The organism is Geobacter hydrogenophilus, from assembly GCF_018501225.1.
In the GTDB taxonomy this organism is placed as follows: Bacteria; Desulfobacterota; Desulfuromonadia; order Geobacterales; family Geobacteraceae; genus Geobacter; species Geobacter hydrogenophilus.
Genome location: NZ_JAHCZI010000010.1, coordinates 83809 through 105390 on the forward strand (window position 1 = coordinate 83809; position 21582 = coordinate 105390).

Sequence of the window (21582 nt, forward strand, 5' to 3'; positions counted from 1 at the left end):
TTACATATGGCAACTGTAACAATCGTTGATCCGGTAACCCGGATAGAAGGACATTTAAAGGTCCAAGTGACCATTGATACCGTGAACGGAGTGCAGCAGGTTGTCGATGCCCAGTGCACCGGAACCCAGTTCCGGGGCTTTGAAAACATCCTCAAGGGGCGCGATCCCAAGGACGCCGCCTACCTGACCCAGCGCATCTGCGGCGTCTGTCCCGTATCCCACGGAATGGCAGCGACTCTCGCCCTGGAAGCTGCCGCTGGAATGACGGCTCCCTCCAATGCGAGGCTTCTGCGCAACCTGGTGCTGGGCGCGAATTTCCTCCAGTCCCACATCCTCCACTTTTACCTTCTTGCCTCCCTCGACTACATTACTCCCCCTGCAAGCGCCCCATGGACTCCTTCCTGGGACGTGGATCTGATGAGGAGTTCCAGTCTCCAGCAGATCGCCGGCAACTTCACAAATGCTGTCACCCTGCGGAGAAAGGCCCACGAGATGGGGGCGATTTTCGGCGGGAGGATGCCTTCGCCTCCCTCGTTTGCGGCTGGCGGGTTCACGACCAAGCCCACGTCGGCAATGATCAGCTCTTTCAGAAAGTATCTCAATGAGCTGATCCAGTTCATCACCTATGACTATATCCCCGATGTGAAGCTTCTTCAGAGTGTGTATTCTGACTATAGCAAGATCGGCAAGGGCCACGGGAATCTCATGGCTTACGGCGTGTTCGACCTGGTCGATAGCGGCTCGACAAAGCTCCTGAAGCGGGGTCTCGTCTACAATACGGCACCCACCAGCGTCCAGGCGGTCTCGATAGGCAATATCACCGAACAGGTAACGTATTCCTGGTACGCGGATTCCACCAACAACAAGAACCCGGCAAGCGGAACCACCGTGACGGTGGATCCCGCAACGAAAACAAAGGCATATTCCTGGCTCAAGTCGCCGAGATACAGCGGCAAGCCGATGGAAACCGGCCCCCTTGCCCGGATGTGGGTGAACGGCGACTACCGCACCGGCATTTCGGTAATGGACCGCCATATGGCGCGGGCCATCGAGGCCCAGAAGGTGGCCAATGCCATGAACGACTGGTTGAGCCAGCTTGCCGTCGGGGGCGCCGTCTACAGCACGTATACCACCCCCTACAGCAAGTCCGGCGTGGGACTCACCGAGGCTCCCCGCGGGGCCATCGGCCACTGGCTGACCACCTCCACCACCGCTGTAAAGTCCCCCACGGGCGGCCCGGCAATCTCGAACTATCAGGTCATAACCCCCACCTGCTGGAACGCCTCGCCGAAGGACACCAACGGCGTCCACGGCCCCATGGAGCAGGCATTGATCGGGACGAAAATCACCGACCCGAAGCAGCCGATCGAGGTGCTGCGCGTCATCCACTCCTTTGACCCGTGCCTCTCCTGCGCCGTGCACGTCATGCGCCCCGAGGGAAAGCCCGTTGTCATCGTGAACGCCGGAGCCCGATAAGAGCCGTGAGATCGCTTGTTCTCGGCATAGGCAACCTCCTTCTCTGCGACGAGGGGGTGGGTGTGCATGTCGCCCGCCTCCTCCAGCAGGAAGTGTTACTGGAAGATGTCGTCATACTCGATGTGGGGACCGCCTTTCTCGATGCGCTTCCGGAGATCGAAAAGGCAGACCGCGTCATCATCGTGGATGCAATGCAGGCGGACCATGCGCCCGGATCAATCTACCGGGTTCCCTTCGACGAATGCGTCAAGCCTGAATGCATCGCCTCCCTCCACGGATTCGACCTCTCGCGGACCCTGTTCCTGGCGGGGAGGGATACGCTCCCCGACGTGGTCGTCATCGGCGTGGAACCGGCCCGGATCGATTGGGGAGTTGACCTCTCCCCCGAGGTTCAGAAGATGGTTCCTTCGGTGCTCGACGCAGTGAAAGCGGAGATAGCACGGGAACAGACAGGAGCAGCAGCATGTTCGGAATAGGAATGCCGGAATTGATAGTAATCCTGGTCATAGCACTGGTTGTCATCGGACCACAAAAACTTCCCGATATGGCCCGCTCTCTCGGGAAAGGGCTCGCCGAATTCAAGCGAGCCTCCAATGACTTCAGAAGGGGGCTGGAAGAAGAGGCTCGGGCCGCCGAAGAAAAGGAGCGGATTGCCCGGGAAAACGCCGCAAAAGAGAAAACGGGGCCGGAAAAGGCCCCTGGAGAGGCCACGCGTAACGCTGCGTGACAACGTCGGGCCTGCCCGTTTCTTTCTCCAGCAAGCATACTAAACGCAAACTGTGTGGAGGTTTTTCATGTTCGGATTTGGCGTGCCTGAATTGTTGATTATTCTCTCTATTGTGCTGGTGGTGTTTGGCGCCGGAAAGCTGCCGGAAATAGGGAGCGCCTTCGGTAAGAGCATCAAGAATTTCAAAAAAGCGTCTGAAGGAAAGGACGAAATCGAGATCAATCCGAAGGAAAGGGCTTGATTACACTATCTTTTGAGGAATGAACGGAACGGCTTACTGTGAGTGTAGAAGCTCTGCAACAGGCTGTTCGCAGTAGGCCAGAATGAATAATAGCCCCCGGTTTTGTAGCCGGGGGCTTGTTTTTTGGCCAGAATCCCGTTGTTCTAAAAAAATTACCGCGCTATGTCCAGCTCCCGTTTCTTCTTGTAGAGCAGGCGTACCAGGTCGTATTCGAAGGGGGAGCCGGTCTGGTAGTACCGGAACGGGATGTTGTGCCGCGTATCAATGGCGTTCCCGCCTGTATAGGCAGATCCCGCGCCGATATTCTGGTCCATGTCCGTTGGCTGGTAGAGGTAGAAATAGCTCGCAGCGGAATCCCCCACGAGGCCGGTCGTGTCACGCAGGCTGGAAGGCCCGAAGATCGGCAGCATGATATACGGCCCCTGCTTCAATCCCCACCATCCCAGCGTCTGGCCGAAATCTTCCTCATGCTTCGGAAAGCCCAGATCGGTGGCGGGGTCCCACATCCCGCCGATGCCGAGGGTCGAGTTGACGAGGAACCGGGTAAAGACCGTTGCGGAGGTCTTGGGCCGCAACTGGAGGATCGAATTGAGCAGGTTGCGGACCTCGGAGATGTTGGCGAAGATGCCGGAGATCCGGTCCTGGAGAAAGACCGGGGTGATGAATTCGTAGGCCCGGGTTACCGGCAGGAACAGGTATTCGTCAAACATGGCGTTAAACCGGTAGAGCGCCCGGTTCACCGGTTCGATGGGGTCATGCACGTCGATGACGTATGACAGGCCCGGTTTGGCCTCTGAGCGGCGCGGGGCGATGATCTGCCGTGTCCCTTTGGCGGAGGTCTCGGGATTTCGCGCCCCTGTCTGTCCGCTCACCATTCCTGTGGAAATGACGGCCGGGCGGGGTGCGGTAAATGCTTCATTGCGCGGTCCACCGGAATCCCTCAGTGGAGGAGCGGCTTCCCGGGACAGAAGCGCGGTTTGCGTCTGCTCCCCCGGTTCGGCTCCGGGCTTCATCTCTTTCCCCGCGCCGGCAGCCCCCTCACTGTCCGGAGCTGTCGTGCCCGTGCTTCCGCCAGTTGTCTCCCCCTTGAAGATTTCCAGCATGTGCGCCACGTTCACCCGGTGGTCGATGTTGCCGCAGTGGCCGCCCCGTGGATAGATCCTGGCCCGGGAGCCGAACACATCCTTCAGATAGTTGATGTCTCCCGGCGCCAGGAGCAGGTCGTCGACGTTATGGACCAGGTAGACCGATGGGGAATTGCGGAGGAATTGCTCGATGCTCCTGAGGCTGAGTTGTTCGATCAACTGCTGCTCGGTCATCCCCGGAATCTGTTCCAGGTAGTAGGGGGCGAGGAGATCCCGGAAATAGTCCAGGAACTTGACCAGATCCGCCACCTTGAAATAGTCGGTCAGGGAGTCGGTGGTGGAAAGTTCGAGGTTTTTCGGTTTGATGTAGCCGGCATTGGTGAAGACATCGGACGTGAAGGCCAGGTTTGCCACGGCCAGCCGGAACGAAAGGCCGATCAGAGCCGCCAGGTTTTCGTCATTGGGTTTTCTGCCCCTGAAGAGAAAATCGCCCGTAAATTCGACCCGTTCGTTCGACTGGTAGATGGCCGTAAAGGCCCTGAAGGCATTGTCGAAGAATTCCTGGAATTTTTCCTCCCCTCCCGGGATCTTCTTGATCATCTCGTCGAGGACCCCTGCCGCATGGTAGAGGCTGACCGGCGGATTGATGAGGAGCACCTTGTTGAACCTGAACTGGCCGAGCCGATTGTCCAGCTCGGCCAGAAACGCGGCGTGATCGGCACCGAGGCTGTATCCGGCCAGATCAAAGCCGGTGATTGCCACATCTTCGCGGACATCGCGGATAATCAGCTCCATGGCCCGGTAGAGGTCTCGGGCGTCTTCCATCAGGAAACCGGGAATGCCGCTCCCCGAGGCAGCGGGAATGAAGTTCGGGTGGGTTGCGGAGGGGAGGCAGACCACATGGAATCCCGCCTTGAAAAACACCCGCTGCAGGAACTGGATTTTCGGGTCGTTGTGCCCGGCTCCCATGCCGGCAATGAGGAAGATGAGCGGCGCTGGCCGGCGCTGGGTGGCAATGGAATAGCGCAGTTTCCTGTCGTACCAGAGGATGTCGGGAACCGGCCGGTCCTCGAACACCGCCACCTCCGGCTCCCTGAGGGGGATTTTCTGCGGCACTTCGGCCTGCAGCTCCTTTGGCGTGCCGATCACGGTGGCGGCGTACGGATCGGCAAACGGGTATTCGTAAGGTTCTTCCGCTGCGCCGACCGGCGAAACCAGCGTGTGGCAGCAGATGGCCAGCGCCAGCAGCGCGCCGATGATCGGGGGGATTGGACTCCCTTTCCCGCGGATGCATAACCCCTTGAAGATCATCTCAGCCTCCTTGCGTGACATATAACGTCCAGCCCTGCACACTAACCATTCAGCCTCAAGGGTACACCTCCCTCAACACAAGACAAGGGTAGTGGAGCAGTTTCCTTGGGCGAAAACCCGTCATCGAACATGGCAGGCTTTTTTGTGCCTTTCCGGTGAACGACATAAGGTAATCTCCCGGAATTACTTTATACTGTCTCTGACGTCGGTACCTTTCCGCGGCAATGTCGCCGCAATACGATTCACGGGAGCGCCAGGTGGCCGGAGCTATTGGATGGGAAATAGCGATAAAGTCGCGCCGGGAAACCTGTCGGCTCATGTGGGGAGCTTTTCTCCTTTGCCTGCTCCTTGTGCCCTGCTTCCAGGCCCAGGCAGGGGCCAAGCGGCTCCGGCTGGGGTACTTCCCGAACATTACCCATGGGCAGGCCCTCTACGCGCGGGCAACCGGCGAACTGGAGAAAATGGTGGGCGTCCCCGTCGAGTGGATTCCCTTCAATGCCGGGCCGTCGGTCATCGAGGCCCTGTTCGTCGATGCGCTTGATGCAGCGTTCATCGGTCCCAGTCCGACGATCAACGGGTACATAAAGTCCAAGGGAGAGAAGTTCGTCATTGTGGCGGGCGCTTCCAGTGGCGGAGCAGGGCTGGTGGTGCGAAACGATTCGGGAATTGGGGGAGAAAAAGATTTTCACGGCAGGGTCATCGCCACGCCGCAACTGGGAAACACACAGGACCTCGCCGCCCGGGCCTGGTTCGCGGCCAAGGGGTACAGGCTCAAGGAAACAGGAGGGACGGTTTCATTGGTTCCCCTTTCCAACCCTGATCAACTGACCATGTTCAAGAAAAAGCAGATTGACGGGGCCTGGACCATCGAGCCGTGGCTTTCCCGTCTGGAACTGGAGGGTGGGGGCCGTCTGTTCCTCGATGAGAAAAGCCTCTGGCCCGAGGGACGCTATGTGACCACCCATCTGGTCGTGCATAGAAAATTTCTGACCGAGAACAGGGATTTGGTGAACAAGCTTTTGACGGCCCATGTGGAGATAACCCAGCGTATGAATGCCGACAAGGCTGCAACCGCCAGGCTCCTCAACGGGCAACTGGAGAAAGACACGGGCAAGGAGCTGAAAGACGAGGTCATCAGCCGGGCCCTCAGTCGTGTGGAATTTACCTGGGATCCCATTGCCCCGTCCTTGGCGAAATTGGCTGAAATTGCGCATAGGATAAAATTTCTCAGGCCAAGTCCACGACTTGACGGAATCTATGAGCTCAAACCCTTGAATGCGGTGTTACGGCAGAAGAACCTGCCCGAGGTGAGTGATGGAGTTCGGTAACCGAACGAAAACACAAGCGCCACTGCCGCAAAATGCTTCGGCGGAACCATCTCGGGCGAAGCTGCTGCAGCTTACGAATGTGTCAAAGACCTTCCAGAGTGCCACGCAGGCAGTGGAGGCGCTGGCACCCTCCAACCTGGAAATCGAGGAAGGGGAGTTCGTGGTATTCTTCGGCCCCTCCGGCTGCGGGAAGTCCACTCTCCTCGACATCATTGCCGGCTTCGAAACGCCCACCACCGGAGAAGTCCTCTTCGAAGGCAGCCCCGTCACCATGCCGGGCAGTGATCGCCTGATGATGTTCCAGGAACACACGTTGTTCCCGTGGCTCAACGTTGTCAGAAACGTCATGTACGGCCTGAAGCACAAACGGGAATTCCGGTTCCGCCTCCGGAAACAGCGCGAAACCGCACGCTCGTGGCTCAAGATGATCGGGCTGGAGGAATTCGAGAAATCCCTGGTCCATGAGCTCTCAGGGGGCATGAAGCAGCGGGTGGCGCTGGCCCGGGCCCTGGCCCCCGATCCGAAAGTGCTGCTTGTCGACGAGCCGTTTCCCGCCCTCGATGCCTTGGTCCGGACAAAGCTGTATGCCGATCTGCAGGATATCCTGGTCCGTACCGGCAAGACCATCATCTCCGTTACGCACGATCCGCGGGAAGCCGCGTGCCTGGCGGACCGCGTCCTGGTTTTCACGCCGCGGCCCGGCAGGGTCCAGAAGGAAATCCGCGTGGACCTGCCGCGGCCGAGGGATATCAACGATCAGGAAGTAGGTGAATACGCCGGCCGGATCATGGAAGAACTGGAGAACCCTCCCGATGAAAAGTGAACAGGCCAACAAGGCAACCATGGTTGTGGCGCTTTTCTACGTCCTGATTTTCGCCCTCTGGCAGACGCTGTTCAGCGTCGGCCTTATCCCGGAATACCTGTTCCCTTCACCGGTCCAGGTGACAAAGCGGTTGTGGGAGCTGGGGGCGGACGGCTATCTGCTCCCCAGTGTCGAGGCCACTCTCGTGCGGATGGGGAAGGGGTTCATCCTTGCGGCGGCAATCGGGCTGAGCATCGGCCTTGTCATGGGGGTCAGTCCCATAACCAATCTCTGTTTCAAGTCGCTCTTCCTCGGTCTCCAGACCCTGCCGACAGCGGCGTGGGTACCGATCTCCCTCCTCATCTACGGGCTGAGCGAGCGGGGGATCTATTTCGTGATTATCATGAGCTCAGTGCCGGCCATGGCCCTTGCCACGTCGAGCGGCATTCTCCAGATTCCGCCCTTCTACCTTCGGGCGGCGAAAACCCTCGGCACCCCCTGGTACGCGATGCCTGCGCGGGTGATCCTTCCCGCAGCGCTTCCCGCCATCGTTACGGGCCTCAAGCTGGGGTGGACCCTGGGGTGGCACGGCGGCGTCTCTGCGGAACTGATCAAATCCACCATTGGCCTTGGTTTTCTGCTCTACATGGGACGCGAACTGAACGACGCGGCCCAGGTCATGGGTATCATGGTGGTGACGATTTTGTTCGGCCTCCTGCTCGACCGGTTCTTCTTCGGGATCATTGAGCAGCGGATTCGTATCCGCTGGGGGCTTGAGAAGAGGGGGGGGTAGGTTCTGAGAGGACCACGTGATGGCGCCAACGCTTGACCTTCCGGGCCTTCCCTTCCGGTCATGGTCGGATTTGCACCGTAGATCGTCCCGCAACAGTTGCGATACGCGGCAAAGAAGGGTAATAGTGGGGGACGTTGTGATTCTCTCCTGAAAGGAAAACCATTCGCCATGCCACGAGCCGCCGAAAAGAAGGCCTTTGTCGATACGCTGTGTCGCGAGAACCCCGAGTACACTGAGGTGCTGGCCATCTTCAGCGAGCTGTATGCCGCCATCGAGGGGAAGGAGGGGGAAACGGGCCTGACGGTCACCCTTCCGGATAGCCCGGCGGCCGACTGCTTGCGGGACGGGATTCCGCTTGTCTCCTTCGGTGCCATTGCCGTTGACCGCGAGAAGGCGCTTGCGTTCATCGGCACGGTGATCGACGTGATGCAGAGAGTGGGGAACGACGGCGGCGAGAGCCTGGAGCGTCTCCGGACGGCCCTTGCGGAGGGAGAGGCCGACCTGCTGGCGCTTCTGCGGGGTGTCTTGGACCACGAGCGGAGGGTCATCCTCGAAACGGCCCTGGCGATCCGCATTGACCCGGGGCTCGTGGAGTTCGCCTTTCACACTCCCCTGAGGGTTGCCCTTGAGCGGGTGGCCGAAGGGGTCGACCCTGCGCTCTATGCCGGCTGGAACAAACACTTCTGCCCGGTCTGCGGCTCCCCCGCTGCCATGGCCGAACTGGTGGGGGAGGAGGGGGAGCGCCACCTTTCCTGTTCCACCTGTTTCAGCCGCTGGACCTACAACCAGCCGAACTGCCCCTTCTGCGACAACGACGACCCGGAACAACTCACTCATTTCACCACGGGCGAAGGCCCCCACCGGGTTGATATCTGCCTTGCCTGCTCACAGTACCTAAAGACCCGCCTCTCCCCCACGGGGAGCGCCGGCGTGCCGCCGGAACTGGATGACCTTGCCACCGTGCTCCTGGATCTGCTGGCTGCCCAGGAGGGGTACCGGCGGGGGAGATGAATCCTGTTGCCGATCCCTCGGTGTTACCATTCTGTGTTTTGCCCTCTTCCAGCAGGATTCCTTCTGTATTGATACCCCCAATATCTCCCCCTATGTGACCCCTGACAGGTGGGGGCGGCAGTAACAAACGTGCGCCGCCCTTGCCGTTTTCCTTTTCCCCATTGTTGCCGTTCACATTGTCGATAGCTGCGAATATCCCCACTGTTAGCCCTGTCTCTAACCCTTGAATCATTTATTGTTACCGTTCTGTAATCTAATGTCCTGCTAATCGGCACGACAAAAATTAGTGGCAAGCAGGACAAAACGATACATCGGTGGACAGAATGACCCATCCCTTGAGGTTTGGATGCGTGGACACGGATGCATGATTTTAAAGGCAGTTGCAGCCGGATTCAATTATTACAGCCGGTTATGCGGTTAATGCAAAAGATTGGAATCGCCTCAGTGTCTGGCATGTAAGTTGATGTATACACGCCTGACAAATCAATCAGGTTTGAAGCAACTAATCAAACCGGGCCTGTTGTGGTGTCGTAAAACCAATAAACGCGGCCATGTGTCGCAGAAAATCGATATGACAGGGGGGGGTATGGGAAAAGAAGCAGCACTTCGTGACGGCGTATCACGGAGGGATTTCATCAAGACCTGCGTCGCGGCAACGGCCATCATGGGGTTGCCGTACAGCATGCACACGAAGGTTGCCGAGGCGGCCCAGAGGGCGAACAAGCCGCCGGTGATCTGGCTCCACTTCCAGGAGTGCACCGGGTGTTCCGAATCATTGCTCCGCTCTAATCATCCGGACATCGCAAGCGTGATCCTCGACACCCTTTCCCTCGATTACCACGAGACCCTCATGATCGGCTCCGGTGCCCAGGCGGAGAAATCGCTCCACGATTCGATGCACGCCAACCACGGCAAGTACATCCTCGTGGTGGAGGGGGCGATCCCCACGAAGGACAAGGGGATCTACTGCAAGGTGGGGGGGATGACAGCCGTCGATTCCCTCACCAAGGCAGCGGAAGGGGCAGCCGCCATCATCGCCATCGGCACCTGCGCCGCCTACGGTGGCATCCAGTCTTCTCCCCCCAATCCCACGGGGGCCATGGGGGTCCGCGACATCATCAAGAACAAGCCGATCATCAACATCCCCGGCTGTCCGCCGAGCCCCTACAATTTCCTCTCTACGGTCCTCTACTACCTGACCTTCAACAAGCTCCCTGAGCTGGATTCCCTGGGCCGCCCCAAGTTCGCCTACGGCCGCAAGATCCATGAGCACTGCGAGCGGCGTCCCCACTTCGACGCCGGGCGCTTCGCCGTTGCCTACGGCGACAAGACCCACGCCGAGGGGTACTGCCTCTACAAGCTGGGGTGCAAGGGTCCTGCGACCTATGCCAACTGTTCCGTCCAGCGCTTCAACGACGTGGGGGTCTGGCCCGTCTCCGTGGGGCACCCCTGCATCGGTTGCACCGAGCCCGACATCCTCTTCAAGAAACCCATTGCCGAAAAGCTCCAGATTCATCTACCGACTCCGCCCGACACCTACGCTCCGGCCGATCTGGGGCAGAAGGGTCCCGGCGTGAGCCCCCTCGCAACCGGAGTGGTCGGCATCGCCGGCGGCCTGGCCCTGGGGGCTGGCGCCATGCTGACCAAGAAGCTGCCCACCGGGGAGGAAACCCATGAAAAGCACGAGTAGGCGCGACTTCCTGAAGCTCATGGGACTCACGGGCGCCGCCTGCCTGGCCACTGCCGCTCCCCTCTGTGCCTCGACGGAAGGTGGAGGGGAGAGCGAGACCGCCATCGCCATGCTCTACGACGCCACCATGTGCGTCGGCTGCAAGGCCTGCATGGCGGCCTGCAAGCGGGTGAACATGGACCAGAACAACCTCTCCTACGAGCATCTGGCCACTGACGGCGACAAGCTCTGGGACGCCCCCAAGGACCTCTCCGGCGATACCCGCACCATCATCAAGCTCTACAAGGAGTCGGACACCCGCTTCTCCTACGTGAAGCACTCCTGCATGCACTGCACGAAGCCCGCCTGCGTCTCCGCCTGCCCGGTGAAGGCCATGACCAAGGACCCGGTCACCGGCGTGGTCGCCTACAACAAGAACGCCTGCATCGGCTGCCGCTACTGCCAGGTGGCCTGCGCCTACAACATCCCCCGGTTCCAGTGGGCAAAGGCCATCCCCCAGATCGTCAAGTGCGATTTCTGCAAGGAGACGAACCTGAAGGCAAAGGGGAAGCCCGCCTGCGGCGAGACCTGCCCCGTGGGGGCCATCTCCTTCGGCAAGCGGAAGGATCTGCTGGCCGAGGCCCACAAGCGGATCGCCGACCAGCCCGGACGCTATGTCAATAAGGTGTACGGGGAGAAGGAGGTGGGGGGAGCCAACCACCTCTACCTGGCCGCGTTCCCCTTCGAGAAGCTGGGGCTCCCCGCGTTGAAGGAGGAGTCGCCGGCAGCCCTCTCCGAGCACATCCAGCACACCATCTACAAGGGGTTCATAGCCCCGGTGGCGCTCTACGGCGTCCTCTGCGCGGTCGCCATGAAGAACAAGAAGGAGCAGGAACAACTCGGACACGGGGAGGACAACTGAGATGGGACACCACGACGAATATCAGGTCCAGCACGGCAAGATCCTGACCAAACCGTTCTTCATCCTCCTTGCCCTGGTCGTCATCGGCTTCGGGCTCATCGCCTACCGGTTCATTGCCGGCGTTGGGGCGGTGACCGGTCTCTCCGACGGCTATCCGTGGGGGATCTGGATCGCCTACGACGTGGCCACCGGCACCGCCTTCGCCTGCGGCGGCTACGCCCTGGCCCTCATGATCTACATCATGAACCGCTGGAAGTACCACCCCCTCATCCGGTCGGCGCTCCTCACCAGCGTCTTCGGCTACTGCCTGGCCGGTTTCTCGGTCATGGTGGACCTGGGGCGCTACTGGAACGCCTACAGCTTCTTCCTCCCGAGCCGGTGGCAGCCCAACTCAATCATGTTCGAGGTGGCCCTCTGCGTCATGACCTACTCGACGGTACTCATCATCGAGTTCCTCCCCGCGGTCCTCTACACCCTGGAGCACAGCAAGTGGCAGTGGGTGAGGGAGTCGGCCCAATGGCTCCATCCGCGTCTCCTTCCCGACACCGATTCACTTCATTCGGGGCTGTCGGTGGTCAGCAAGGCTGCGGGACACGTGCAGGTTCGGCTCGACAAGGTGCTGATCTTCTTCATCGTCCTCGGCATAACGCTTCCGTCCATGCACCAGTCGTCCCTGGGCTCCATGATGATCATTGCCGGCGACAAGCTCCATCCCCTCTGGCAGACCGGGTTTCTGCCGCTGCTGTTCCTCATCAACTGCATCTTCATCGGCTACGCCACGGTGATGTTCGAGTCGATCATCTCCTCCTACAGCTTCAAGCGGGCCTACGAGACCCATGAGATCTCGGGCCTCGCCAAGGTGGTCCCCATGGTCGCCGGCCTCTGGATGGCGGTCCGCTTCGGCGATCTCATCTGGCGCGGCCAGATCCCGGCCATTTTCGCCTTTGACAGGAACTCCTTCTTCTTCCTGCTGGAGATGGCTCTCATCGGCGGAGGCGCGTTTATGCTCCTGTGGAAGAAGAACCGTCTCTCGCCGCGGATGCTTTTTGTTTCCGGCGCGATCCTGATGCTCGGCGGCGGTCTGTTCCGCTTCAACGTCTACCTCATCGGGTTCAACCCTGGAGCGGGATGGAGCTACTTCCCCTCCTTCGCCGAGTTCATGATCACCGTCGGCATCATCGCCCTGGAGATCCTCGGGTACCTGGTGCTCGTGAAGATCTTCCCGGTCATGCCGAATCCCAAAAAGCACTTCGAGGAAGAGGTGGAGGAAGAGGCTGGCGAGCTGGTTGCCGATCCCGTCCATGCCCGGGTGTTTGTGGGGAAATAGAGAAGAATTACTAACTACTGGAGGAATACATGTCTAAACGCATCACCATCGACCCAATCACCCGTATCGAGGGTCACCTGAGAATCGACGTTGAAGTGAACGGGGGGCAGGTCTCCAAGGCCTGGTCCTCGGCCCAGATGTGGCGGGGGATCGAGACGATCCTGAAAGGGCGCGATCCTCAGGATGCCTGGAGCTTCGCCCAGCGATTCTGTGGTGTCTGCACCACGGTCCACGCCATCTCCTCCATCCGCTCGGTGGAGAACGCCCTGAACGTGGAGGTGCCCCTGAACGCCCAGTATATCCGCAACATCATGATCGCCCAGCACTCGGTGCAGGACCACATCGTCCACTTCTACCACCTGTCGGCCCTGGACTGGGTCGACATCGTCTCGGCCCTGAAGGCCGATCCGAAGAAGGCCGCATCCATTGCCCAGAGCGTCTCCGACTGGCCCGGCAACAGCGAGAAGGAGTTCAAGGCGGTCCAGGACAAGTTGAAGCACTTTGTTGAAGGTGGCCAGCTCGGCATTTTTGCCTCGGGCTACTGGGGGCATCCGGCCATGAAGCTTCCGCCCGAGGTGAACCTCATAGCCGTGGCCCACTACCTGAAGGCCTTGGACTACCAGCGCCGTGCGGCCCAGGCCGTGGCCATCCTCGGCGGCAAGAACCCCCACATCCAGAACCTGGTGGTGGGGGGGGTCGCCACCGCCGTCAACATGGAGAATATCGCCACCCTCAACATGGAGCGGATCGCGTACCTGCGCACCCTCATGAGCGAGACCCGCGACTTCGTCCAGAAGGTCTACTACCCCGATCTCGTGACCATCGCCTCATTCTACAAGGAGTGGTTCAAACATGGGGCCGGCGTCACCAACTACCTGGCGGTCCCCGAGTTCGCCGACGACACCCGGAACACCACGTTCGCCCTCCCCGGCGGAATCATCTACGGAGGCGACCTCGCCACCTTCAAGCCCATCACCAACCACCAGGATCAGGCCCTCATCCAGGGGATTACCGAAGGGGTTGCCCATGCCTGGTACGAAGGGGCCGATTCCCTCCATCCGTGGGAAGGGGAGACCAAGCCCGAGTACACCGATTTCCAGGAAAACGGCAAGTACTCCTGGTGCAAGTCGCCGCGCTTCAACGGCAAGGCGATGCAGGTGGGGCCGCCGGCCCAGGTCATAGCCGCCTACGCCACCGGCAATCCCAAGGTCAAAAAGCTCGTGGACGAGGCGGTTGCGAAGCTCGGCATCAGGCTCGGCGACATCCACTCCACCCTCGGCCGGCTCTTCGCCCGGGGCGTGCGGGCCCACGTCATGGCCGACTACTCCCTCGACTATCTGGACAAGCTGGTGGCCAACATCGGCAGGGGTGACACCACCTACGCCAATCACACCGAGATTCCCGACGGCGAGTACCGGGGGGTCGGCTTCCACGAGGCTCCCCGGGGCACCCTGTCCCACTGGATGGTGATCGACAAGAAGAAGATCAAGAACTACCAGGCGGTGGTCCCCTCCACCTGGAACGCCTCGCCCCGGGACGAGCACGGCAACCCCGGCCCCTACGAGGCCTCCCTCGTGGGTAACCCCGTGGCCCAGCCCGACAAGCCCCTGGAGGTGCTCCGCACCGTCCACTCCTTCGACCCCTGCATCGCCTGCGCGGTTCACACCATCGACCCGGCAGGGGAGGAGATCACGAAGATCAAGGTACTGTAGATCTGTTTGTAGGGGCGCCGCTTGCTGCGCCCGTCATCGACGTGCATCAGGGCGCAGCAAGCGACGCCCCTACGGGAGAACCCATGAAGACCCTTATTTTCGGCGCCGGCAACCTGATCCTCTCCGACGAGGGGTTCGGCGTCCACTGCATCAACTATCTGGAAAAACACTTCGAGTTCCCCGAAGAGGTGGAGCTCTTCGACGGCGGCACCCTCGGGATCATGGTCACCCACAAGATCGAGGAGGCGGACCGGGTCTACATCGTCGACACCGTGGAGACCACCGGCGCGCCGGGGGAGGTCTTCCGCTTCGAAAAGGAAGACATCATGCTGAACCGCCTGCCGGTGAAGCTCTCGCCCCACCAGATCGGCATCCAGGAGATGCTCTTCATCAGCGAGATGAGAGGGGGGTGCCCGCCGCGGATCAGCCTCCTCGGCGTGATCCCCGAAACCCTCGATCCAGGGGACGAGCTGTCCGGCACCCTGGGGGAGCGGCTTCCCCAGGTGGCCCGTCTTATCGTGAATGAACTGAAGGAGATGGGGCACGCCGTCCGCGAAAAGGGCGGCGCTGCGCTGCACTGAATACCAACCGCCGGCCTGCGTCGGCTTCAAGGAGTTTATGTATGTTCGGAATCGGAATGCCTGAAATTATCATCATCCTCGTCATCGCCCTGGTAGTGGTCGGTCCGTCCAAGCTCCCCCAGCTGGGACAGTCCATGGGGAGCGCCATCAGGAGCTTCAAGAAGGGGATCAACGAAGATGACGTTAAAGTCGTCAACAAAACCAACGAAGCCTGACGGACGATACACAACACACAAGTAACGGAAAAAGGAGCCATGGGCTCCTTTTTCCGTTACGGAGGGGGGATTTCCTCCTGCGGATTGACATGGCCTGGATGCACGGTATATGAGAGATGGTAAACCGTCCGCTGTCCGTTAACGACACCTTTTGCCCGACACTGCTAGAAAGGCGTAGGGGAGTGGTGATGGAAGATATTTTTCGGCAGGGTGAAGACCACGACCGGCAGGAGTGGGAAAAATTCAGGGATATCTTCGAGAGTGCGCCCGTCGGCATCTTCCAGTCCACCATTGGTGGCAGGTTTTTGAGGATCAATGCCACCCTCGCCGTTATGTTTCGCTACGATTCTCCCGAAGAGATGGCCGGCGCTGTTACCGATATTGCGTCGCAGCTATTTGTCGATCCTCTGCAGCGCACCGATCTTATCCGGTCGGTCCTGGAGACGGATACGTTCGCCCGGAGCGAGGTCTTGTATCGACGTAAGGATGGTTCGGTCTTTATTGCCACCCTTTCCATGCGCGCTGTGCGTGATGACAACGGTGACACCGCGTTCCTTGAGGGATTTGTGGAGGACATCACCGAACGGAAGCATGCGGAAGAGGAAATACTCAAACTCAACACTGACCTGGAGCAGCGGGTCAGAAACAGGACCGCCGAGCTGGAGGCGGCCAATTCCGCCTTGAAAAAGGAGATAGAGCACCGGAAGAAGGCGCAGGGAGAGATAACGCGGTTGAACCTGGATCTGTTGCGGCAGAAGGCGGCACTGGAAACGGTCAACAGGGAGCTGGAGAGCTTCAGCTATTCGGTCTCCCACGACCTTCGCGCGCCGCTCCGCCATCTCGATGGGTTCAGCAGGATCCTCGAGGAGGAGTGCGCCTCGAAACTGGGCGAGCCGGGGAGGGACTGTCTCCAGCGGATTCGCGCCGCAGCCGAGAAGATGGACACCTTGGTCAACGCCCTGCTTCAACTGTCGCGTATGATACGCACGGAAATAGACCTGCACCCCGTCGATGTCTCGGCCATGGCCAGAGAAATCGTGGAGGAGCTTGCCAAATCCGACCCGGACCGGAACGTAACGGTTGACATCGAAGGTGGTGTCGTGGTCATGGCCGATCCCCATCTTCTGCGGATAGTCATGGATAATCTTCTCGGCAATGCGTGGAAATATACGTCGAAGAATAATGACGCCTGCATAGAGTTCGGGACCACAGAGGTGACAGGGAAACGCGCCTGCTTTGTGCGGGACAACGGGGCCGGCTTTGACATGGCCTATGCGGGGAAGCTGTTCGGAGCATTCCAGCGGCTGCACAGCGAGGCGGAATTCGAGGGAATCGGGATCGGGTTGGCCACGGTCCAGCGTATCATCCACCGCCACGGGGGAAAGGTCTGGGCTGAGGGGCAAGTGGGAAAAGGGGCAACGTTTTATTTCATGCTGGAATGAAAAGCCGTATCACATGCCGATGCCGACAATGGTTGTGCCGCAGTCGGGGCATCCCCCATCCCGGATCTGGTTATTCTCGATCAGGTAGCCGTAGCGCTCGATGAGCAGGGCCGAGCAGGATGGGCACCAGGTATTCTCTCCCCCCTCTCCGGGGACATTCCCTTCATAAACGTAGTTGAGTCCCGCCGACTTGCCGATGTCGCGTGCTCGCCGCAGCGTCTCCACCGGCGTCCGGGGACGGTCGGTCAGCTTGTAGGTGGGGTAGAACTGGGTTACATGCCATGGCGTGTCGGCCCCCAGGTTGTCGACGATGAAGGAGGCGATACCCTTCAATTCGCCGTCGGAGTCGTTGAGACCCGGGATGACGAGGGTGGTGAGCTCGATCCAGATCCCCTGCTTCCGGTACTCGATAATGGAGTCGAGAACCTCTGACAGACGGCCATGGACGTAGTCGCGGTAAAAGCCCTCAGTGAACCCCTTCAGGTCGATGTTGGCCGCGTCCAGATAGGGGGCGATGGTCGTCAGCGCCTCCCGGGTGATGTAGCCGTTGGTGACGAACACATTCAGAAGCCCCGCCTGGCGGGCGAGCCGGGCGGTGTCATAGGCGAACTCGAAGAAGATGGTGGGCTCGGTGTAGGTATAGGCGATGGAGCGGGATCCCGTTGCCAGGGCCTTTCCCACCACAGATTCCGGTGTCTGTCGAATCCCGGCAACGGGGCCTTGGGGAGCCACCTGGGAGATGGAATAGTTCTGGCAGTGGTGGCAGCGGAAGTTGCACCCCATCGTGGCGATGGAAAATGACTTGCTCCCCGGCAGCACGTGGAAGAGGGGCTTTTTCTCGATGGGGTCGACGTTCTCGGCAACCAGCTTGCCGTAGACCAGCGAATAGAGGGTGCCTCCCCGGTTTTCGCGAACCGCGCAAATGCCCCGGGCGCCGTCGGCGATCATGCACCGGTGGCGGCAGAGGCCGCACTGAACCCTGGTGTCGCTCTCCCGTGTGTAGAACATGGCTTCTTTCATGGCATAGCCTCCGACTTTCAGAGCGTTACGCCCGGCCCGTACGGGGGGCCTTCCCGGCGAGTCTGGCAACTGATGCAGCAGGGGGCGTAGGGGGCCACCCGGAGCCGGTCCTCGTCGATTTCCGCGCCGCACTCCTCGCAGAAGCCGTAGCGTCCCTCCTTCAGCCGGCCCAGGGCCTCGTCCATCCGGGTCAGTTCCTGTCGGCGAATATCGGCCACGGCCATGTCGGTGTCCTCCAGCGTATCGATGAGCCCCCGATCACCCACATCCTGGGGAAGATCGTTCTGGCTCTGCAGCTCTCCTCCCACCTGGCCGAACAGCTCCCGCCGCACCTCGCCCCACAGCCGCCTCTTCTCGGCCAGCAGCAGTTCCATAAGCCGTTCCTGACGCTCTCTGGACATCCGTGTCATGTTCTCCTCCGAATCTCCCGTGATGGAGCCCGTTCGGGTATACTTAAGGATAAGGATGAATTATCAGAAGGAAGTATACCACGTATCCGGCATTGAGCTTCACTGGGGGCTGGAAGGGGCACCGAGGGCAATCGTGCGAAGGGAAGACAGGATACGGCTCAGCGTCGCCCAGGAGGCGGCGCGGCTCATGTACGAGGAAGGGGTGCGGGAATACCGTGACGCCAAGCGGAAGGCGGCCCGGCGCTTCGGTCCCGAGAAGGCCCTGTCCTTGGGCTCCCACCTTCCGTCCAATGCCGAGATCCATGGGGAGTTGCAGCGCCTCATCGGCCTCCACGAAGAAGAGGTGCTGCCGGAGCGGCTGCTCCGCCTGAGGTGTGCGGCCCTCCGGCTCATGGAAATGCTGGCGCCGTTCGAGCCCCGTCTCGTGGGGTCAGTCCTCACCGGCGCGGTGACGGAGCAGAGCGACATCGACCTCCACCTCTTCGCCGCTTCCCACGAGGAGGTGGAGGAATTTCTCCGCGGCAAGGGGATACCGTACGAACTGGAGGTCGTCACCATCCGCCACGGCGGGGAGTTCTTCGACTATCCCCATGTCTACCTTGATGACGATGGGGTGGTTGTCGAATGCACCATCTATCCCCTCGCGGACATCCGTCGTATCCCCAAGAGCAGTATAACCGGGAAGCCCATGGAGCGGGCCAGCGCGAAGAAGCTGAGAAAGCTCGTCGCCGAGGGCGAGGAGTTCGATGGGAAGGGTTAGTGTCTGCGATAGGTCCCCATCAGCTCTCCCCGTGCCAGGATGTGCCCCGTCATGGCTCGCTCCAGCGCGGTTTTGGTGGTGGCCGGCGCCAGGGTAAGTTTCGAGTCGAGGGCGTAGAGCTTGAAGAAGTAGCGGTGGGTCCCCGACGGGGGGCAGGGGCCGCCGTAGCGGTTTTTCTTCCAGTCATTGAGCCCCTGGAGGGCGCCGGCGGGGACACTGTTCTCCCTGATCTCCCTCGTTTCAGGGGGGATGTTCCACATCACCCAGTGGACCCACATTCCCACCGGCGCGTCCGGGTCGTCGACGATGAGGGCGAGGGATTTGGTGCCGGCCGGGATATTGCCGAACGTCAGGGACGGGTTGATGTCCTGTCCGTCGCAGGTGAAACGGGCCGGGATCGCTCCCTCGTGGGCGAATGCCGGACTCGAAAGCTGCAGTTCACTCATGGTGCGTGCCTCCTTTCCGATCGCTGCCGGCGTCGCCATGAACAAGCCCGCCAGCAGCCACGGCATGATGCGATTACCCATTGCCGATCCTCCTGAACGCCTTCACCCCCCGTTCGAAATACCGCTGCCGGCCGACAGTTCCGTCAATTCCAGGCGTGCGGGGGCGTTGATGTCGTTGTTGAGTAGAGTATAGCGCAGGGGAGGAGAGTGGCAAAATTCTCTCAGGTCTGCTCTGTGCGTATGAAGGCGGGTGGGGAGCCGATAATTCCAACCAGGCAATGCCCCCATGAAAACAAAAAAAGAGGTTAGGCATCATGCCTAACCTCTCATCATTTTTGGCGGGCGGTATACGATTCGAACGTACGACCTCAGGCTTCGGAGGCCTGCGCTCTATCCAACTGAGCTAACCGCCCGTGAATTTTTATTGATACACTACGACGTAGAAATTCTCAAGAAAAAGTTTCCGTTTGGCTCAAAATAGTTAATGCCTGAGAGGTTCTGTCATTTTGGGGCCGGTTTTGTTACACTGGTCAGAAAAAAACGGGTGCGAGGTCCATGGAAAAGCTCTTTCTCTCTCTGACCCTTATGGTGCTCCTCTGCTTCATCGGGAGACCTGCAATAGCTGCAAACTATGAAATAAAGCTGGTCGACGAGGGGGTGTTCGCCGCCATAGCCCTCCCGGAGGGTAAAGCAGCCAGCAATGCCCTCATCATCATCACCCCCCACCAGGTCATTCTTGCCGGCGCCCACTTTGTTCCCGAAGGAATAAAGGAACTCATTGCCGACATCGCCGAGATTACTCCGCTTCCGTTGCGTTCCGTCATTCTCACCCATCACCACAAGGGTTTCAATTATGTCGACTTCGATTTCCCCGCCAATGTCGAAATTATCACGTCATGGCAGACATGGCAGGCGCTGAAGTCTGAAACCAGGCCCCTTCGCAACCCCGTCACATTTTTCGACAAAGGGCTGACTCTTCTCAGGAGCAACACCGCCATTGTCCTCAGCAGTGCGGACTTCGGCCACACCGAGGGAGACGTGTTTCTCTTCCTCCCCAACGAAGGGATTCTCTTTGCCTCGGACCTCTTTTACAACGACGTGGTGGGCTACATGGGCGAAGGGCACATGCGGGACTGGGTGATCACTCTGGAGACCCTGGAGGCTGTGGGGGCGCAGTATGTGGTGCCAGGGCTCGGCCAAGTGACAGACCGGTCAGGGCTCAGGCGCTTCCGGCTCTTTTTCAAGGATTTCCTTACCGAGGTCCTGCGCCATATCGAGGCGGGTAAGACCCTGGCCGAGACAAAGAAACTCTTCAGGCTTCCCGCCCATGAAGGGATGCCGGGGTATAAGGCCTTTCTGGATGTGAACCTTGAGAGGGCCTACCAGGATCTGCGGGATCAGTGATGCCGGTTTCGGAGGTTACTTGGCAACCGACCCGTAGAGGGGAAGCGTTATTTCCGGTTTGCCTGGGATGTCGGTGGCAATGATGATGAACCCGCTCAGGAAGCGGTCTTCGGGGCGGGGCGAGACAGTCACCGCTACCTGGGTCTTTTCACCCGGCTTAAGGGTCTGTTTCTTGATGGCTGCCTTTACCTGGGGCATGGGAGTGGTGACAGAGAGTATCCTGACGGTCCTCTCCCCATGATTTTCGAGGGTAACGGAGACTTCCTTGCTGCTCCCTACCTTGGTCTGCCCAAGGTTCATTTGGCGAGGGGTCATCACCAGCTCTTCGTTGATGATCCCCTTGATGGTAAGGGTTGTGGTGGGCGAAGCAGGGTCATTGCTCTCAACGGTAATCGTCTTGGTTACCTTGCCGCCGAAATTTGCCGAGTCAAAGGATATTTTCAGATCTGCGCTTTTCCCCGGGGCGATGGTCTTTGTTGAAACATTTGCAACAGTACAGCCGCATGACGTTCTCGTTCTGCTGATGGTGAGGGGGGAGTCTCCCTTGTTCATGAGCTTGAAGACGTGATCGAGCTTTTTGCCCTGGGGGATGGATCCAAAATCGAAAACGGCCCTGTCAACCTCCAGAGCCGGGGCGGCAAATGCCGGAAGAGACAATGCCAGGATCAGGAACGCAGCAACTGCGAGGGTGTGAAGGGGTTTGCGGATCATCGTTTGCTCCTTGCCCGATGGGGATTTGCTAGCTGGTACGCCTGCATTTCAGACTCTCAGTTTATATAGCATAAAAGAGGCTGCGGTGACCATAATGATTTGACACTAAGTCCTCTTTTCTGTTATAGAAAATGCCAAAAATCACGCTATTGCGAAGGGTTGTCCCATTGATACATACTCTCTATCTGC

The 21582-nt window shown here is 59.7% G+C and carries 22 protein-coding genes and 1 tRNA gene; 17 read left to right on the forward strand and 6 right to left on the reverse strand.

The window, feature by feature from the left end:
- The first annotated feature begins 6 nt into the window (after positions 1-6).
- The 4 genes from KI811_RS14345 to KI811_RS14360 all read left to right on the forward strand — a co-directional run bounded on the left by KI811_RS14345 (position 7) and on the right by KI811_RS14360 (position 2444).
- The gene (locus tag KI811_RS14345) at positions 7-1476 is read left to right on the forward strand and encodes a nickel-dependent hydrogenase large subunit (protein WP_214187163.1); all 1470 of its coding nucleotides are present in this window, start codon (positions 7-9) and stop codon (positions 1474-1476) included.
- A 5-nt stretch (positions 1477-1481) separates the two neighbouring features.
- Entirely contained in the window at positions 1482-1952 is a 471-nt protein-coding gene (locus tag KI811_RS14350) for a hydrogenase maturation protease (RefSeq protein WP_214187164.1), read from the forward strand.
- Entirely contained in the window at positions 1940-2203 is a 264-nt protein-coding gene (locus KI811_RS14355) for a TatA/E family twin arginine-targeting protein translocase (RefSeq protein ID WP_214187165.1), read from the forward strand. The genes KI811_RS14350 and KI811_RS14355 overlap by 13 nt, the downstream gene beginning before the upstream one ends.
- Positions 2204-2270: 67 nt before the next feature.
- Positions 2271-2444: a twin-arginine translocase TatA/TatE family subunit gene (locus KI811_RS14360; RefSeq protein ID WP_214187166.1), complete on the forward strand. Its 174-nt coding sequence runs from the start codon at positions 2271-2273 to the stop codon at positions 2442-2444.
- 152 nt (positions 2445-2596) lie between these two features.
- Here the strand turns inward: KI811_RS14360 and KI811_RS14365 are convergent, their stop codons facing one another.
- Positions 2597-4861 (reverse strand): MlaA family lipoprotein, encoded by a 2265-nt coding sequence (locus KI811_RS14365; protein ID WP_246551774.1) that lies wholly within the window; start codon positions 4859-4861, stop codon positions 2597-2599.
- Positions 4862-5097: 236 nt separating this feature from the next.
- On the opposite strand from KI811_RS14365, the gene KI811_RS14370 reads away from it, so the two are divergent.
- The 11 genes from KI811_RS14370 (at position 5098) to KI811_RS14420 (ending at position 16642) form a co-directional block, all read left to right on the forward strand.
- The gene (locus tag KI811_RS14370; protein WP_281874437.1) at positions 5098-6168 is read left to right on the forward strand and encodes an ABC transporter substrate-binding protein; all 1071 of its coding nucleotides are present in this window, start codon (positions 5098-5100) and stop codon (positions 6166-6168) included.
- Between the two features lie 79 nt (positions 6169-6247).
- Positions 6248-6991, forward strand: a complete 744-nt coding sequence (locus KI811_RS14375; protein WP_281874434.1) for an ABC transporter ATP-binding protein — start codon at positions 6248-6250, stop codon at positions 6989-6991.
- The gene (locus tag KI811_RS14380) at positions 6981-7763 is read left to right on the forward strand and encodes an ABC transporter permease (RefSeq protein ID WP_214187169.1); all 783 of its coding nucleotides are present in this window, start codon (positions 6981-6983) and stop codon (positions 7761-7763) included. Before KI811_RS14375 ends, KI811_RS14380 begins: the two co-directional genes overlap by 11 nt.
- A 168-nt stretch (positions 7764-7931) precedes the next feature.
- Positions 7932-8774: a formate dehydrogenase accessory protein FdhE gene (locus KI811_RS14385; RefSeq protein WP_214187170.1), complete on the forward strand. Its 843-nt coding sequence runs from the start codon at positions 7932-7934 to the stop codon at positions 8772-8774.
- A gap of 586 nt (positions 8775-9360) precedes the next feature.
- Positions 9361-10464 carry a hydrogenase small subunit gene (locus tag KI811_RS14390; protein WP_214187171.1) on the forward strand — a complete coding sequence of 368 codons (1104 nt, stop codon included), beginning with the start codon at positions 9361-9363 and terminating at the stop codon, positions 10462-10464.
- Positions 10448-11365 carry a hydrogenase 2 operon protein HybA gene (gene hybA, locus KI811_RS14395; protein WP_214187172.1) on the forward strand — a complete coding sequence of 306 codons (918 nt, stop codon included), beginning with the start codon at positions 10448-10450 and terminating at the stop codon, positions 11363-11365. Before KI811_RS14390 ends, hybA begins: the two co-directional genes overlap by 17 nt.
- A gap of 1 nt (position 11366) precedes the next feature.
- A complete protein-coding gene (gene hybB / locus KI811_RS14400) occupies positions 11367-12692 on the forward strand; it encodes a Ni/Fe-hydrogenase cytochrome b subunit (RefSeq protein WP_214187173.1) in 1326 nt (441 codons plus the stop codon).
- Positions 12693-12721: 29 nt separating this feature from the next.
- A complete protein-coding gene (locus tag KI811_RS14405; RefSeq protein ID WP_214187174.1) occupies positions 12722-14404 on the forward strand; it encodes a nickel-dependent hydrogenase large subunit in 1683 nt (560 codons plus the stop codon).
- An 83-nt stretch (positions 14405-14487) separates the two neighbouring features.
- On the forward strand, positions 14488-14985 hold the full coding sequence (locus tag KI811_RS14410) for a HyaD/HybD family hydrogenase maturation endopeptidase (protein WP_214187175.1): 498 nt from the start codon (positions 14488-14490) through the stop codon (positions 14983-14985).
- Between the two features lie 41 nt (positions 14986-15026).
- Positions 15027-15200 (forward strand): twin-arginine translocase TatA/TatE family subunit, encoded by a 174-nt coding sequence (gene tatA, locus KI811_RS14415; protein ID WP_214187176.1) that lies wholly within the window; start codon positions 15027-15029, stop codon positions 15198-15200.
- A 188-nt stretch (positions 15201-15388) separates the two neighbouring features.
- Positions 15389-16642: a sensor histidine kinase gene (locus KI811_RS14420; protein WP_246551775.1), complete on the forward strand. Its 1254-nt coding sequence runs from the start codon at positions 15389-15391 to the stop codon at positions 16640-16642.
- Positions 16643-16651: 9 nt separating this feature from the next.
- On the opposite strand, the gene amrS is transcribed toward KI811_RS14420, so the two are convergent.
- Both amrS and KI811_RS14430 read right to left on the reverse strand, forming a co-directional pair.
- On the reverse strand, positions 16652-17662 hold the full coding sequence (amrS, locus tag KI811_RS14425) for an AmmeMemoRadiSam system radical SAM enzyme (protein WP_214187177.1): 1011 nt from the start codon (positions 17660-17662) through the stop codon (positions 16652-16654).
- Positions 17663-17679: 17 nt separating this feature from the next.
- Positions 17680-18072, reverse strand: a complete 393-nt coding sequence (locus tag KI811_RS14430; RefSeq protein WP_214187178.1) for a TraR/DksA family transcriptional regulator — start codon at positions 18070-18072, stop codon at positions 17680-17682.
- Between the two features lie 133 nt (positions 18073-18205).
- Between KI811_RS14430 and KI811_RS14435 the strand changes: the two genes are divergently transcribed.
- Positions 18206-18832, forward strand: a complete 627-nt coding sequence (locus tag KI811_RS14435) for a nucleotidyltransferase domain-containing protein (protein ID WP_214187179.1) — start codon at positions 18206-18208, stop codon at positions 18830-18832.
- Here the strand turns inward: KI811_RS14435 and KI811_RS14440 are convergent.
- Together KI811_RS14440 and KI811_RS14445 are read right to left on the reverse strand one after the other, a co-directional pair.
- On the reverse strand, positions 18829-19359 hold the full coding sequence (locus tag KI811_RS14440; RefSeq protein WP_214187180.1) for a YbhB/YbcL family Raf kinase inhibitor-like protein: 531 nt from the start codon (positions 19357-19359) through the stop codon (positions 18829-18831). The genes KI811_RS14435 and KI811_RS14440 overlap by 4 nt on opposite strands.
- Positions 19360-19614: 255 nt before the next feature.
- Positions 19615-19691: transfer RNA gene (locus KI811_RS14445), tRNA-Arg, on the reverse strand.
- A gap of 142 nt (positions 19692-19833) precedes the next feature.
- Between KI811_RS14445 and KI811_RS14450 the strand changes: the two genes are divergently transcribed.
- Positions 19834-20682: an MBL fold metallo-hydrolase gene (locus KI811_RS14450; RefSeq protein WP_214187181.1), complete on the forward strand. Its 849-nt coding sequence runs from the start codon at positions 19834-19836 to the stop codon at positions 20680-20682.
- A gap of 15 nt (positions 20683-20697) precedes the next feature.
- Here KI811_RS14450 and KI811_RS14455 read toward each other — a convergent pair whose 3' ends face one another.
- Positions 20698-21393 (reverse strand): DUF1573 domain-containing protein, encoded by a 696-nt coding sequence (locus KI811_RS14455; RefSeq protein ID WP_214187182.1) that lies wholly within the window; start codon positions 21391-21393, stop codon positions 20698-20700.
- Positions 21394-21582 lie beyond the last annotated feature (189 nt).